At 48.1% G+C, this 14,673-nt stretch carries 12 protein-coding genes; 3 read left to right on the forward strand and 9 right to left on the reverse strand.

Annotated elements, in window-relative coordinates:
* The first annotated feature begins 58 nt into the window (after positions 1–58).
* Positions 59–2,200 carry a bifunctional glycosyltransferase/CDP-glycerol:glycerophosphate glycerophosphotransferase gene (locus K6T22_RS13805; RefSeq protein WP_238237824.1) on the forward strand — a complete coding sequence of 714 codons (2,142 nt, stop codon included), beginning with the start codon at positions 59–61 and terminating at the stop codon, positions 2,198–2,200.
* A 126-nt stretch (positions 2,201–2,326) separates the two neighbouring features.
* Here K6T22_RS13805 and rlmD read toward each other — a convergent pair whose 3' ends face one another.
* From rlmD to K6T22_RS13850, 9 genes are all read right to left on the reverse strand, one after another.
* Positions 2,327–3,685, reverse strand: a complete 1,359-nt coding sequence (rlmD, locus tag K6T22_RS13810; RefSeq protein WP_238237826.1) for a 23S rRNA (uracil(1939)-C(5))-methyltransferase RlmD — start codon at positions 3,683–3,685, stop codon at positions 2,327–2,329.
* A gap of 25 nt (positions 3,686–3,710) precedes the next feature.
* Positions 3,711–4,673: a diacylglycerol kinase gene (locus tag K6T22_RS13815; RefSeq protein WP_029342573.1), complete on the reverse strand. Its 963-nt coding sequence runs from the start codon at positions 4,671–4,673 to the stop codon at positions 3,711–3,713.
* A 147-nt stretch (positions 4,674–4,820) separates the two neighbouring features.
* Entirely contained in the window at positions 4,821–6,254 is a 1,434-nt protein-coding gene (gene gatB, locus K6T22_RS13820; protein ID WP_238237828.1) for an Asp-tRNA(Asn)/Glu-tRNA(Gln) amidotransferase subunit GatB, read from the reverse strand.
* 14 nt (positions 6,255–6,268) lie between these two features.
* Positions 6,269–7,711, reverse strand: coding sequence for an Asp-tRNA(Asn)/Glu-tRNA(Gln) amidotransferase subunit GatA (gatA, locus tag K6T22_RS13825; protein WP_238237829.1), 1,443 nt, complete (start codon positions 7,709–7,711; stop codon positions 6,269–6,271).
* Positions 7,712–7,726: 15 nt separating this feature from the next.
* Positions 7,727–8,017: an Asp-tRNA(Asn)/Glu-tRNA(Gln) amidotransferase subunit GatC gene (gatC, locus tag K6T22_RS13830; protein ID WP_023469336.1), complete on the reverse strand. Its 291-nt coding sequence runs from the start codon at positions 8,015–8,017 to the stop codon at positions 7,727–7,729.
* Between the two features lie 200 nt (positions 8,018–8,217).
* A complete protein-coding gene (locus K6T22_RS13835) occupies positions 8,218–9,501 on the reverse strand; it encodes an Nramp family divalent metal transporter (protein WP_425293158.1) in 1,284 nt (427 codons plus the stop codon).
* A 67-nt stretch (positions 9,502–9,568) separates the two neighbouring features.
* A complete protein-coding gene (gene putP, locus K6T22_RS13840) occupies positions 9,569–11,080 on the reverse strand; it encodes a sodium/proline symporter PutP (protein WP_283205688.1) in 1,512 nt (503 codons plus the stop codon).
* 78 nt (positions 11,081–11,158) lie between these two features.
* Positions 11,159–12,703: an L-glutamate gamma-semialdehyde dehydrogenase gene (gene pruA / locus K6T22_RS13845; protein ID WP_238237831.1), complete on the reverse strand. Its 1,545-nt coding sequence runs from the start codon at positions 12,701–12,703 to the stop codon at positions 11,159–11,161.
* Between the two features lie 129 nt (positions 12,704–12,832).
* The gene (locus K6T22_RS13850) at positions 12,833–13,120 is read right to left on the reverse strand and encodes a HesB/YadR/YfhF family protein (protein WP_023469340.1); all 288 of its coding nucleotides are present in this window, start codon (positions 13,118–13,120) and stop codon (positions 12,833–12,835) included.
* Between the two features lie 121 nt (positions 13,121–13,241).
* Between K6T22_RS13850 and K6T22_RS13855 the strand changes: the two genes are divergently transcribed.
* Together K6T22_RS13855 and bcp are read left to right on the forward strand one after the other, a co-directional pair.
* Entirely contained in the window at positions 13,242–14,081 is an 840-nt protein-coding gene (locus K6T22_RS13855; protein WP_238237832.1) for a hypothetical protein, read from the forward strand.
* Between the two features lie 13 nt (positions 14,082–14,094).
* A complete protein-coding gene (gene bcp, locus K6T22_RS13860; RefSeq protein WP_238237833.1) occupies positions 14,095–14,544 on the forward strand; it encodes a thioredoxin-dependent thiol peroxidase in 450 nt (149 codons plus the stop codon).
* The last annotated feature ends 129 nt before the right edge of the window (positions 14,545–14,673 follow it).

A 14,673-nucleotide genomic window follows, 5' to 3' on the forward strand; every position in this document is an offset into this window, starting at 1 on the left:
GGAACTATTTTCGCGAATCCGTTTTTGGCGGATTCTTTCATCAAAAAGGAGAATTAACATGAACTCAATTAGTGTCATCATTCCTGTCTATCAAACTGAATCACAAACGAAGACAGCCATTCAATCCGTTCTTGACCAGAAGGTGTCTATTCCGGTAGAAATCATCGTCGTTTTTGATGGACCAAGCACATACATCGATGAGCTTCGTTCTCTCTATCCGACATGTACGATTGTTGAACAGACGCATCAAGGCACTTACGCTGCACGTCGACGTGGTCTTGAAGTAGCGACAGGTGACTACGTGACCTTCCTCGATAGTGATGATATCCTCGCACCACGTGCACTCTATACGTATATCAAAGCCTATGAGAAATCACGCGGTGAAGTCATCATCGGTAAAGTCTCACCCGTCTACAACAAGAAAAAATGGCTCATGCCGATCGATGACGATCGTTATTTCTTCTATACCCGTACGAAGTTCAACTCGCGTCATTTGACGACGATTCACGGCTGGATGATCAAAAAAGATTTATTGAACGATTTGCCGGTTCTTGAGACACGATGGTTCGCCGATACGATCATCGCGCATACAATCATCTCGAAATTGACGAATCTGACATCGGTCAGCTACGTCGTCTACGGTCGAAACTCACGCAGTACACCACTTGAAGGACAATCACTCTATCAAGCACGTGATATCACGACATTGTCCGATATCTCACGGATTTACGGGATGTTATCTGCCCATACGCAGGATAACGACGTTCAAAAGTTCTTGAACACGTGGTACAAGCGTTTCATCTCAAAACGTGGTCGTGCATTACTTGAGCGAAGCGCGTCAAAAAGTCAGCAGGCAGATGTCTTCCGCCATGTCGCTTACGACTTGAGACGGGCGAAGACACAGAGTAAGTATCTACAAGCATGGTCGACGGGTTCTTACATCATGTTCCGTTCATATATTACTGCTGTGAAGACAAAACAGACGTTACGGACGGCACGACGCAAAAAAATCAAGAACGGTCTGATGCTCTATCGTCTGTTCCAAAAGATGCCTGTCAAAGAGAACCTTGTCTTATTCGAGAGTTTCCTCGGACGAAGCTACTCCGATAATCCGAAGGCCCTTTATCTGAAGTTAAAAGAACAACGACCAGAACTTGAGCTCGTCTGGATTTTCGCAAAAGAACCAGCGGATGACGTCAAGGAAGCTTGCCCGAACTGGGTGCTTAAAAACAGCTTCGCGTACTACCAAGCGATGGCACGTGCGAAGTACTGGATCTTCAATACGCGTCAGCCACTCAGCTTAACGAAGCGCGAAGAGACGATCTATCTCCAGACATGGCACGGTACACCATTAAAACGACTAGGTCTCGACATGGAAGAAGTCCATATGGCAGGAACGAACGCAACCCGCTACAAACGCAACTTCTACAACCAAGCACAGGAATGGAACTACTTGATTTCTCCGAATGCTTATTCGAGCGAAATCTTCAAGAGTGCGTTCGGTTTCCAAAACACGATGCTCGAGGCAGGATATCCACGAAACGATCTCTTGTATGCGGACGATCAAGCTGGTCTAATCAGCGAAATCAAAGCACGTCTTGATATCCCTGCTGAGAAGAAAGTCGTCTTATATGCACCGACTTGGCGAGATGACGAGTTCATCGCGCGCGGGAAATATCGCTTCGACCTCCAGCTCGACTTGAACGAGATGCAGGCACGCCTCGGTGACGATTATGTCGTCTTGCTCCGGATGCACTACTTGATCGCGCAAAACATGGACATCAGTGGACACGAAGGATTTGCCTACGATGTTTCGTCGTACGGTGATATCGCTGAGTTGTACTTGATCAGTGACGTGCTGATCACTGACTACTCATCTGTGTTCTTCGATTACGCACACTTACAACGCCCAATGATCTTCTTTACGTACGACTTGGAGAAATATGCTTCGACGTTACGTGGATTCTACTTCGATTTCGAAGCGGTCGTTCCAGGACCACTCCTAAAAGAAACAGATCAAGTCATCGATTATATCGAACAAATCGATACGAAATCTCTCGCTTATCAAGAAAAATACGATCGTTTCCTCGAACGGTTCTGTAGTCTTGATGACGGCACGGCAAGTGAACGTGTTCTTGCTGAATTGTTCCCGGATACAGCACAGTCGATTAATGCAGACGAAACAACTGAAACGGAATGATAAGTATCAAAATGAGAAATGGCTTAACATAGCCGTTTCTCATTTTTTTGTTTTTACCTTCTTGATTACTCAACGCAACGACACAAAAAATGCCTCCTTCCTTAACGGAAAGAGGCATGAACGATTTTAGTTGCGGACGAACAAGGCAACGCTCTCGACGTGTGTCGTATGCGGGAACATATCGACTGGTGTCACTTCAACGAGTGTATAACCGAGTTCTGTCAACAGCTTCGCGTCGCGCGCTTGTGTCGACGCGTTACATGAAACGTAGACAATCCGCTTCGGTGCGACATCTGCTGCTGCACGTAAGAACTCTTCGTCACAGCCTTTACGTGGTGGGTCGACGACGATGACGTCCGGTTGAATACCGGCTTTGACGAGTGCTGGCATGACCTTCTCTGCTGCGCCGTACTCGAACGTCACGTTCTCGAGCCCGTTCGCTTGTGCGTTACGACGTGCGTCATCGATCGCTTGCGGCACGATTTCGATGCCGTAGACGTGCTTCGCTTGTTGTGCGAGTGACAAGGAAATCGAACCGATGCCACAGTAGGCATCAACGACTGTCTCATCTCCCGTCAACTGGGCATACTCGAGCGCTTTCGCGTAGAGTTTCTCCGTTTGAAGCGGGTTGACTTGGAAGAACGAGTGCGGTGAGATCTCATACGTCAATCCGGCGATTTGATCGCGGATGACAGACGGTCCGTACAAGACGACGTTCTTTTTCCCGAGGATGACGTTCGTATCATCCGGGTTGATGTTGTGCTGAATCGATGTGACGTTCGGTAACGCCTTTAAGATGCCTTCGACGATCTTATCGATACCGCGAAGTTGTTTGACCTTCGTGACGAGAACGACCATCAACTCGTTTGTATGGTAACCATGACGTGCCATGATATGACGGATGACACCTGCTTTTTTCTTCTCGTCGTATGCTGGTACTTTTAAATCAGCAAGGACTTTACGAACCGCTTGAACAGCTTCGTCGTTTTCTTTGTTTTGAATCAAGCAATAGTCCATATCGATGATCCGGTGACTCCGTTTTTGGTAGAAACCAGCCATCAATTTGTTCGATTGGAACGCAACCGGTACTTGTGCTTTGTTGCGGTAACCCCACGGATCTTCCATGCCGATCGTCTCATGGACTGGAATCTCAAGACCTGCTAGACGCGCGAAAGCGTCACGAACACGGTTGTGCTTGAACTTGAGCTCTGCGTCGTAGGATAAATGTTGTAATTGGCAACCACCACACTGGTTGTAGACTGGGCAAGGCGGCTCGACACGATCGACACTCTTCGTCTTTTGACGGATGATGCGACCGAATCCGTAAGACTTCGTCGTTTTCGTGATCTTGATTTTAACCTGCTCCGTCGGCAATGCACCTGGGATGAAGACCGTGTAGCCATCAATACGTGCGACCCCTGACCCTTCATGTGTCAGGTCGACGATCTCGACGACGTGTTCATCGTTCTTTTGTACTGGAATCATGAATATCCTCCTTAAAAACCTCGCTTCACGCGAGGTTCGTTTCTGCTTCTTGTAGTTGTGTATTAATCTGTTCCATCTCTTCGATCCGGAACTTCGGTGTCATGACTTCGAAATGAGAGCGAAGATTCGTCATCTCGCCTTCGCAAATGCCGCCAAACTCACCATCGATGTTCAAACTCATCTCTGATGTATTCTTCATGCGGACGAATGAGGTCGTAACATGCTCGATACAAGGATCTGAGAAATGATCCCCTTTTAAGGCAAGACGCATGACACGAATCAATTCGACGAGGTTACATTTCTTCAGAATAAAGAGATCGAACCGACCGTCATTGAGCGACGCGTTCGGTGACAACTTCTCGAATCCGCCGACGGAGTTCGTATTTGATGTCAAGAACAACATGACTTCTCCTTTGAATATACCCTTTTCATGCTCAAGTTCGACATATGTCGGTCGGATTTGCGGAAGTTTCTCCATCCCTTTGACATAGTACGCGAGCTGTCCAAGTGCCGTCTTCAGCTTCGAAGGTACTTCGTACGACAGTTCTGTCATGATGCCACCACCAGCGATGTTGATGAAGTAATGGACGCCTGCCGATCCTTCGATCTTACCGATATCGACCGGCATCGTATGACCGGTGCAGATGACATCCATTGCCCCTTCGATCGTCAACGGAATACGCATCGCCCGACCAAAGTCATTCGTCGTGCCAACAGGTAATACACCAAGCTTCGGTCGTTTGTTGTAAGCAGCCATACCGCTGATCACTTCGTTCAACGTACCATCGCCGCCTGCTGCGACGACGAGATCAAATTCTGCTTCGCATGCTCGTGCTGCTTCATACGTCGCATCGCCGACCGCTTTCGTCGAGTAGACAGATGTCTCATAACCCGCTGCTTCGAGTCGGTCGAGGATATACGGTAAGTTTCGTTTAACCATCTCTTTCCCGGAAGTCGGGTTATAAATCACGCGCGCTCTAGGTCTCATAAGATTTTCTCCTTTTTGACTCAACCGTTCATTTGATACATAACTGTTTTATTTTACATGAACTCTCGAGACATTACAAAGCCAAAAAAGACAGCGCCCGATTCCTCACAGAAGTAAAGGAGGAACGAGCGCTGTTCGATCAGCTACTTATTTTAGTTTTTCGAGCTCTTCGTAGAAGAGTTGATCGAGGAGGGCAGGGTTTGCCATTCCTTTTGTTTTCTTCATGATTTGACCGATGACGAAGCCTTTCTTCCGGTCACGTCCACCGAGTAATTCCTCGACGACGGCTGGGTTTGCTTCGAACATCTCGACGATGAGACCACGCAACAACCCTTCGTCCGAAATTTGTGCGAGACCGTTTGCTTCGACATACGCACGCGGCTCAACACCCTCTTCGATGACGGCTGTGAAGACTTGTTTGGCGATTTTCGACGAAATCGTTCCGCTTGCGATCAAGTCGATCATCTCCGCCAGACGAGCTGGTGTCATCTTGACCGTTTCGAACGTTTCCGTCGATTTATTCAAGTGACCTTGAATCTCACCAACTGTCCAGTTCGCTGCTGCTTTTGGCTCTGCGCCTGCTGCAAGTGTCGCTTCGAAGTACTCTGCCATCTCACGTGTGACAGTCAGTTGTTTCGCGTCATACGCTGAAAGACCGAGTTCTTCTTGGTAACGGACGCGACGTGCATCCGGAAGTTCCGGGATCCCGGCACGAATCGCTTCTTTCCAGTCATGATCAAGCACGAGCTTGACGAGGTCAGGCTCTGGGAAGTAACGATAGTCTGACGCCCCTTCTTTGACACGCATGAGGACGGTTTGTTTTTTCGTCTCATCGAAACGAAGTGTTTCTTGACGCATCACACCACCTGCAAGCAATAGTTTGCGGTGACGATCTTCTTCGAACTCAAGCCCTTTTAAGACGTTTCCGAACGAGTTCAAGTTCTTGAGCTCTGTTTTTGTACCGAACTTCTCTTGTCCGTATGGACGAACCGAGATGTTACAGTCGCAACGGAGTGACCCTTCTTCCATCTTAACGTCTGAGACGCCTGCATATTGCAAGACTTCCTTGAGGCGTTCGAGGTAAGCGACAGCATCTTTTGGTGAACGCATATCCGCTTCACTGACGATCTCAATCAGCGGTGCGCCGGTCCGGTTGAAGTCGACGACCGAGTGGTTAGCACCCGTGTGGTTCATCTTCCCAGCATCTTCTTCAAGGTGGACACGTTCGATTCGGAAACGTTTCGTTTCGCCATCGACTTCCGCATCGATGAATCCGTCAAAACCGATCGGTTGATCAAACTGCGAGATTTGATACGCTTTTGGCGTATCTGGATAGAAGTAGTTCTTCCGGTCGAATTTCGTTTGATCGGCAACTTGGCAGTTAAGTGCCATCGCTGCACGAACAGCGAGTTCAACGGCTTTTTCATTGATTTTCGGCAAAACGCCCGGATGTCCAAGACAAATCGGACACGTTTTCGTGTTCGTCTCTGCGCCGTATTCCCGCGCACAACCACAGAACATTTTCGTGTTCGTGCTCAGTTCAGCGTGGACCTCGATCCCGATGATCGTTTCAAAGTTCATGATACATTCGCTCCTTATAACTTCGGAAGCGCGAATCCACCTGTCGCAAGCTCAAACGCATGCGCAGCGCGATAGATCGTCGCCTCATCGAAATGTTTTCCAATGATTTGTAAGCCGACCGGAAGTCCGTCGACGAATCCAGCTGGAACTGAAATTGCTGGGACACCTGCTAAGTTGATTGGAATCGTCAAGATGTCATTCGCATACATCGTGACGGGATCATCGAGCTGTGCACCGAGTTCGAATGCTGGTGTCGGCGCTGTTGGTCCGATGATGACGTCATAGTTCGCGAGGACATCGTCGAAATCTTTTTTAATCAGCGTCCGGGCTTGTTGTGCTTTTTTATAGTAGGCATCGTAGTAACCAGAGCTGAGTGCATACGTTCCGAGCATGATCCGGCGTTTGACTTCGTCTCCGAATCCTTGTGAACGGGAATATTTGAAGACATCTTCAAGTGCATCCGCTTCAGCACGGACGCCGTAACGAATACCGTCAAAGCGTGCGAGGTTCGATGATGCTTCCGATGAAGCAAGTAAGTAGTACGTCGCAAGCGCATATTTCGAGTTCGGAAGTGAGACTTCGTCAACCGTTGCACCGAGTGCTTCGAGCTTTTGGATTGCTTCACGGATGTTGGCTTTGACGCCTTCACTGACACCCTCACCGAAGTATTCTTTCGGAACAGCGATCTTCAAACCTTTGATATCACCTGTCAACGCTTGTGTGTAATCCGTTGCTGCGACGTTCGCAGATGTCGAATCCATCTCACAGTGTCCAGCGATTGCGCTCAAGAGATAGGCGTTGTCTTCGACCGTTCGTGTCACTGGACCGATTTGGTCAAGTGACGACGCGAACGCAACAAGACCGAAACGAGAGACAAGACCATAAGTCGGTTTCAAACCGACGACACCACAATACGCAGCCGGTTGACGAATCGAACCACCCGTATCTGAACCAAGGCTGAATAAGACTTCGCCTGCTGCGACAGCTGCTGCTGAACCACCCGAAGAACCGCCTGGAACGTGTTTCGTATTCCATGGGTTACGGACTGGTTTGTACGCCGAGTTCTCGTTTGACGAACCCATCGCGAACTCATCCATGTTGAGTTTACCGATCGTAATTGCCCCTGCTTCATGCAGACGCTCGACGACTGTCGCATCATGTGCCGGTACGAAGTTCTCAAGGAATTTCGAACCACATGTCGTCGTCATCCCTTTCGTGACGATGTTATCCTTGACACCGATTGGAAGACCAAACAATGGATTAGCTTCGTGTTTCGCGACATCATCCATCCGTTTCGCTTGCTCGAATGCTTCTTCGTTCAATGAAAGAAACGCACCGATTTTTCCGTCGACACGGTCGATTTGATCAAAGGATTCTTGGACGAGTTCAGAAACTTTGACTTCGCCATCCTGAATGAGTGTGTGTAGTGTTTTGACACCATGTTCAAAAAGTGACATCGGGTCATTTCCTCCTTATTCGAACACCGCTGGGACGCGGACTTGTCCGTCTTCCCAATCGGGTGCGAGTCGTTCTACTTCCGTACGCGGAAGTGATGGACGTACTTCGTCCTTACGTAGGACGTTCTTTAAATCGAGGACATGTGTCGTCGGTTCGACGCCTGTCGTATCGAGTTCATTTAATTGTTCAGCGAACCCGAGAATCTTCTCGAGTTGTCCTGTGAATTGTGCTACTTCTTCATCTGTCACGGCAAGGCGTGCCAAATGCGCCACGTGGCGGACTTGCTCCTCATTAATCTTTGCCATGTCATTCCACCTCCGGAACTTTTGCAATATATTTTACACTATTTCTAATCATAGCACTTTTCGTCCAGACAAAAAAGACGATGGTGCATCGGGGGGAGGTCCGCACCATCGTCCTTATAGGGGTAGCAAAGCTTCCGGGCGGAAAGCTTCTAGTTATGAAATACCCGCTTTAAATCAGACGAAACAAAAATACTGAATATTCATACTAATACATCGATGAGCAGATAGACATTAAAGACGATGACGATTGAGACGATCACCCAAGCCAACGCGTTCATGAACCGACTATTCCTGTGTTCTCCCATGTATCGCTCACTTGCTGTCGCCCGAATCAATGGAATCAAGGCGAACGGGATCCCGAACGATAAGGCGACTTGACTGAGGACGAGAGCGCGCGTCGGATCAAAGCCCGAGAAGAGCAGTAAGATTGCCGGTAACATCGTCACAGTCCGTCGAACGAACAATGGTAGTTGAAGATGTAAGAAGCCACGCATGATCGCGTCCCCCGACATCGTCCCGACACTTGAAGAAGCGAGACCCGAGACAAGTAAGGCAATTGCAAACAGATACGGTGCGATACCACCGAGTGTGACATGCAGTCCTTCATAGATTTCTTCTAACGAACCCGCTTGGTATGACGTGCCGTAAAAGACACTGGCTGCGATGACGAGCATCGCTCCGTTGACTGCTCCAGCAATCAACATCGCACCCCAGATGTCGAAGCGTTGAATCCGTAACATCGAAGCTTTATTCGCAACGTGCCCCATCCGTCGTTTCGTTAAATCAGAATGGAGATAGATGGCGTGCGGCATGACGGTCGCTCCAAGCATCCCGGCAGCAAGGACGATGCTCGATGTGCCTTCGAATCCCGGTATTAGCCCTGCTGATAGATCACGGAAGACCGGATGGACTTCAAATACTTCAATTGCAAAAGCCGCTGCGATGATTAGGACAAGCACCGCGATGACGGCTTCGAAATGCCGGAGTCCTTTTTGCTCGAAACCGAGGATGACGAAGGACAGTACAGCTGTTAAAAGGGCTGCCATGCGTAAATCGATCGCAAATAGTAAATGAAATCCGAGCGCCGCTCCGACGAACTCGGCAAGATCCGTCGCCATCGCGACGAGTTCGGCTTGTACCCAGTAGAAGAAACGACTGACGGGTGATAATTCTTCGCGAATGACTTCTGCCAAACTGAGATTACTGACGATCCCGAGCTTGGCTGACAGAAACTGAATGACGACGGCCATCAAGTTCGAGGCAACGATGACCCAGAGCAGTAAGTAGCCATACTGAGCACCCGCTGTCATATTCGTCGCAAAATTCCCCGGATCAAGATAAGCGACGGCAGCGACGAACGCTGGTCCGAGATATGTCCGTTTCCTTGGTAAATCTTGTGTAAGTGGCTGTGTCGCCATCTCCTTCACCTCACTTTTTGTTTTTATTATACGCTCATTTTGCGCATGTGCAACAAATATGTTTATGGTAAATAACAAAGTAGTAAGTAAATAAAAAAGGTGCCTCCTATAATATAGGAAACACCCTTTTCATTTAGACGATCTTTCGCTCAGGTTCTGCACCTTTTAGCTGTGCTTGTACTTGATCGAACTCATCATAGATCGCTTGACTTGGTTCCTTCGTCACGAGACTACCGATGACGAGCGCAATCGTCGAAGCGATGAACGCCGGAATCATCTCGTACATTTCCGAAATGTAGGACGGTAATCCATCAACATTCTGGTTAATGAGAATCCACGCGATAACGACGACGGATCCCGTAATCATCGAAGCAAGTGCTCCCGTCTTGTTCATTCGGCGCCAGAGCAAACTGAACAGCACGACTGGTCCGAATGCTGAACCAAAACCAGCCCATGCATAGCCGACAAGCGTCAGGATCGACTTCTGTGCGCCGAACGACAAGAGAATTGCGAGAACCGCTACGACTAGAACCATAACGCGACCCATGATCATCAATTCGCGGTCTGAGGCACTCCGTTTAAAGAAACGGTGATAGAAATCATTCGTTGCTGCGCTCGAAGAAACGAGTAGCTGCGTCGAGATCGTTGACATGATCGCAGCAAGTAAGGCCGCTAACAATAATCCTGTAATGAATCCAGGGAAGAGATCTCGTGATAATTGAATAAAGACGTTCTCTGGATTTTCTAATCCAGCACTTTGTTGCGTGAAGTAGGCATATCCGATCAAACCCGTCACCATTGCTCCGACAATCGAGAACGTCATCCAGATCATGCCGACGCGACGTGCTGACTTCATCTCGTGCAAGTTCCGAATCGCCATGAAACGAACGATGATATGCGGTTGACCAAAGTAACCGAGCCCCCAAGCAAGGAGCGAGATGATGCCGATCGTCGTCGTCCCTTTGAAGAGTTCGAGTTTCGAGCCGTCCGTCGACCGGATCGTCTCGAGCGTCTCATTGATCCCACCACTTAACGTAAGGGCAACAGCAGGTACAATCAGTAGTGCGATAACCATGATCATTCCTTGCACAACGTCCGTCCAACTGACGGCAAGGAAACCACCGAGGAAGACGTAAGCAATGACGACACCCGCTAAAATCCAAAGACCCGTCGTGTACTCAAGACCAAAGACGGCTTCGAACAAACGACCACCGGCGACAAAACCGCTTGATGCGTACATTATAAAGAATATTAAGATAACTCCAGCTGAAACTGTACGCAATACACCACTTTTATCGTGGAATCGTTTTTCAAAGTAATCGGGAATCGTGATCGCATCCCCTGCATGTGCCGTATACGCACGCAGACGCGGCGCGACGAGTAACCAGTTGGCATAAGCGCCAAGTAATAATCCAATGACGATCCATCCACTGGACAGACCAGTTGCATACATCGCACCCGGTAATCCCATCAACAGCCAGCCACTCATGTCACTTGCTCCTGCAGAGAGCGCCGTGACGACGGGACCAATCGTACGTCCCCCAAGCATGTAGTCATTCATGTTCTTCGTCCGATAATACGCAATGACGCCTAGTGCGACCATCAGTCCAAGATACAGCAAAATCGCGAACCACATTCCGTTCATCCTTGCTCCCCCTTTTTTCGTGATATAAGAAAAACGGGCATGCAGGTCGCACACCCGTTTCATCTATTAAACACCATTTCAGAACATTTCTGAAGTTGTTTTTGCTTGAAGATGTAAAGTCAAGTAATCCGGTCCGCCTGCTTTTGAATCCGTACCTGACATGTTGAATCCACCGAATGGTTGGTAACCAACGATCGCACCTGTGCAACCACGGTTGAAGTAGAGGTTACCGACGTGGAAGTTCGCACGCGCGTACTCTTGATTCGTCCGGTCTTGCGTGATGACAGCACCAGTCAAGCCGTATTCCGTGTTGTTCGCGATGGCGATTGCTTCTTTGAAATCTTTCGCTTTCGTGAAGGCAACGACTGGTCCGAAGATTTCTTCTTGCATTAAACGATCTTTTGGTTGAACGTCAGCGACGACTGTCGGTGAGACGAAGAATCCTGTTGAATCATCCGCTGTACCACCTGCGACGATGCGCCCTTCTTCTTTTGCAACGTCGAAATACGACGTGATTTTCTTGAATGCTGCTGCGTCGATGACCGGTCCGACATTGTTTGCGACATCCGTCGGGTTACCGATGCTGAGTTTGTTCGTGTTCGCGACGACTTTTTCGAGCAACTCGTCATAGACAGAATCGAGTGCGACGACACGTGAACAAGCTGAACATTTTTGACCTGAGAAGCCGAACGCTGCTTTTGTGATCATATCTGCTGCGTAATCAAGATCAGCCGACTCATCGATAACCATCGTGTCTTTTCCGCCCATTTCCGCGATCACGCGTTTGAGCCAGATTTGACCTTCGTTCAATTTCGATGCCCGCTCGTTGATGCGAAGACCAACATCACGTGATCCTGTGAAGCTGATGAAACGTGTTTTCGGATGGTCGACGAGGTAGTCACCGACTTCTGCTCCTGAACCTGGTACGAAGTTCAAGACGCCAGCCGGAAGACCTGCTTGCTCCATCACTTCCACGAATTTCGCTGCGACGACCGGTGTCGTCGATGCTGGTTTTAAGAGGATCGGGTTCCCTGCCACGATCGCTGCGACTGCTGTTCCAGCCATGATCGCGAGTGGGAAGTTCCATGGTGAGATGATGACACCGACACCGAGTGGAATGTAGTCGTAACGGTTGTATTCGCCTGGACGACTCTCGACTTTTTTGCCGTCTTTTAAGACGAGCATCTGGCGTGCGTAGTATTCGAGGAAGTCGATTGCTTCTGCTGTATCGGCATCGGCTTCGTTCCAAGGCTTCCCTGCTTCTTTGACGAGGTAGGCAGAGAACTCATGCTTCCGCTTACGGATGATGTTCGCTGCTTTGAATAGGACGTCCGCACGTACAGACGGATTGACGAATTTCCATGTTTCGAAGGCTGTGACTGCTGCTTGCATCGCTTCTTCCGCATGTTCCTGTGTCGCTTTCGAGACACGTCCGACGATCTCTTCTTTGTTAGCCGGATTGACGGAGACGATTTTATCTTCCGTCGTCACATGTTTTCCACCGATGACGAGCGGATAATCTTTGCCGAGTTCTTGCGTGACGAGTGCAAGTGCCTCTTCGAACGCTTTCTTGTTTGCTTCTTGTGAGAAGTCCGTGAATGGTTCGTGTTTGTACGGAATCATCTCTATTCCCCCTTTAATCTCTACTTTAAATCGCTTACATTCTCCATTGTACAGAAGCATGAGTCCGCTTACAATTATTCTAGTCAAAAAAATAAAGGAGTGACCGATTTGGTCACCCCTTGTTTTCTATTATTCCTTCGCTTGTGAAAAGACGATCTCTTCATGTTCGATCGAAACTTTGACGTCCTGTCCTTGGAACAACCAGTCATCCTGATCCGAGACGACGAAATGAATGCCATCAACGACCTCTTCAACTGCCGCCCGTTCGACTTCTTCCATATGAACACCGACCGAGAAACCTTGTGTTAAATCCGTTGATCCACCATATTTTGCGAAGAAGCGAATCGTATCTCCCGATTTTGCTTCCATCTCATCTTTAAAGTATTGCAATGCCTCATCTGTAATATGAATTTTCATATCTATCACTCTCCTTTCGTTTAGTGTACCGATATCCTACTCAAAAAAGCGAATTTCCTGTATGGTAGAGACAAGATTAGCTATGGAATCACCATGAAACACTCATCTAGGAGGAATTCGAATGAAACGATCGCTCGTAGTCTTGCTTGCGACCAGTCTCGTACTCGTCGGATGCGGAAACGATTCCCCGTCTTCTACAGATACCAAATCCCCGAAGACGACGGAAACGAAACAACAGAAAGCAGAACAAGTCGTTCTTGATGTCTATCAAACGTATGAACAAACGCTCGGTCAATCAGGGCGAGCAGATGCAAAAGATCTTGCATCAATTGAATATACAGGTGACGAAAAACAACTCGAGCCGCTCGCCGTCGGTGCAAAGAACTTGAACGTCATTCCCGGTAAGGTCGTCAAGTCGTTCCAAAAAGGTGACGTCGCTTATATCATCCACGAATTCAAGGATGCAAAAGGATCGATTCTCCCGAACCGGGGATCGAAGCTGTTATTGAAGAAAGACGATGAATGGAAGATTGTCCTGACACCAACGACATTCGATCCGTCCGTCTTTTCGACGCTCGGTGATCTGTTCACTGGGTTTAACGCTGATGAATACGGTGTTAATGCAAAAGCAGCTGACGAGATCGGAAAAACGGATGAAAAAGAACAGGATGCCGTCTTCTCTCGCGTCAACGCACAAACCGATTATATGGCGCTTGAGATGAATAGTAACATCCTGATGATTTACGGTGAGGCGCTGAAGAACGAAGGAAATCCCGAAACGCTCGTCGATTACTACGAGGATTATGCGGACTGGTATGAGGAGGAACAGCCACTCCTCATGAAGACAGCAAAAGCCGGTACGGATTATGAGAAATATTTGATCGCACTCGATCCATTAAAGGAAAGTCTTCAAAAAAAGCTTGAGAAGTATGCGGATCAACTAAATATGGAACTTGGATAAGGAGGATTTTTTCATGCAAGCACCTGCATTCACTTTACCAAACGCACAAGGAGAGCCGATTTCTCTCGAAGACTATCGCGGAAAAAAAGTCGTGCTTTATTTCTATCCGAAAGATTCAACACCAGGTTGTACGACCGAGGCATGTGATTTCCGCGATGCGACGCAAGCATTCGAAGAAAATAACACGGTCATTCTCGGTGTTTCTGCCGATAGTCAGAAACGGCATCAAAACTTTATTTCAAAATATGAATTACCATTCCAATTGTTATCAGATGTCGATCACGAGGTGTGTGAGCAATATGGCGTTTGGCAACTGAAAAAGAACTATGGCAAGGAATATTTTGGAATTGTTCGTTCAACGTTCTTGATTGATGAGTCCGGTGAAATCGTCAAGGAATGGCGCAGCGTGAAAGTGAAGGATCACGTCGCAGAAGCACTCCAATACGTGCAAGAACAGAAATAATGCAGAGAACCAGTTGATTGATTCAGCTGGTTCTTTTTGTATTCATATATTCTAAAGACTCCTAATTTTATCCTTACATAAAAATAATTTTATGTGAAAAAACGTTGGTATTACACACAAATTTAATAA

It is taken from the genome of Exiguobacterium acetylicum (genome assembly GCF_022170825.1).
Taxonomy (GTDB): Bacteria; Bacillota; Bacilli; order Exiguobacteriales; family Exiguobacteriaceae; genus Exiguobacterium_A; species Exiguobacterium_A acetylicum_B.